The following is a 1,048-nucleotide window of genomic DNA, read 5'->3' as shown; positions in this document are numbered from 1 at the left end:
ACCTCCTGCCTTTCTATCCGTATTCTTCAGATGATGGATTTTCCGTAATCGATTACAAAAACGTCAATCCAATCGCTGGAGACTGGGAAGATGTTGATAGCTTAACTAAAGTAACAAGATTGATGTTTGATTATGTCTGTAATCACATTTCAGCAAAAAGTTCATGGTTTCAAGAGTATTTGAAGGGAAATCCGGAATTTCAAGATTTTTTCATTGAAGTGGAACCCTCTATTGATTTGAGTTTGGTAACAAGACCAAGAGCAACCCCCGTTTTAACGAAATTCACATTAGCAGATGGAACAGAAAAGCATATTTGGACAACGTTCAGTGATGATCAAATCGATTTAAACTTCAGCAACCCAAACCTATTAGTAAAAATGATAGATGTCTTGCTCTTTTATCTGGAACAAGGCGCAGAATATTTGCGTTTGGATGCCGTCGGTTTTATGTGGAAAGAGATCGGGACTACCTGTATCCACCATGAAAAGACCCATCAAATCATCAAGCTGTTCCGGGATATTGCGGATGAAGTCGCCAGAGGTACAGTGATCATTACAGAAACGAATGTCCCTCATAAAGATAATGTTTCTTATTTTGGAAACGGCCGTGATGAGGCACATATGGTTTATCAATTCCCCCTGCCGCCATTGGTTCTTTACTCCATTGTACGTGAAAATGGGAGCGCTCTCACCAATTGGGCAAAACAACTCGAGCCAGCCGGCGAAAAGACGACATTCTTCAACTTTCTTGCTTCACATGATGGGATTGGCCTTAATCCCATTCGCGGAATCATAGCTGAAGACGAAATACTGGGGATGGTCGAGGCGTTAAAAAAAGAAGGAGCATTGGTAAACTACAAGAAAAATCCGGACGGAAGTGAAAGCCCTTACGAAATCAATGTGACCTATATGGATGCATTAAACAAGCGTTCTGATGATGATACGATCCGGTTGAAACGATTTTTACTGGCCCATTCCATCCTTCTGACTCTTCCAGGAGTGCCTGCCGTTTATATTCAAAGCATGCTAGGTTCCAGAAATGATTATGA

Annotated in this window: 1 protein-coding gene; it reads left to right on the top strand. The window is 41.2% G+C overall.

Going from position 1 to position 1,048, the window contains the following annotated elements; all coding sequences use genetic code 11:
• The coding region (locus tag ABHN01_RS25395; RefSeq protein ID WP_429877851.1) for an alpha-amylase family glycosyl hydrolase at positions 1–1,048 on the top strand (1,048 nt) is incomplete at both ends.

Source organism: Fictibacillus sp. NRS-1165 (genome assembly GCF_050468105.1).
Taxonomy (GTDB): Bacteria; Bacillota; Bacilli; order Bacillales; family Fictibacillaceae; genus Fictibacillus_C; species Fictibacillus_C terrinigri.
Note: the sequence above shows the minus strand (reverse complement) of the source record. Positions and strands in the feature narration are given on the sequence as shown.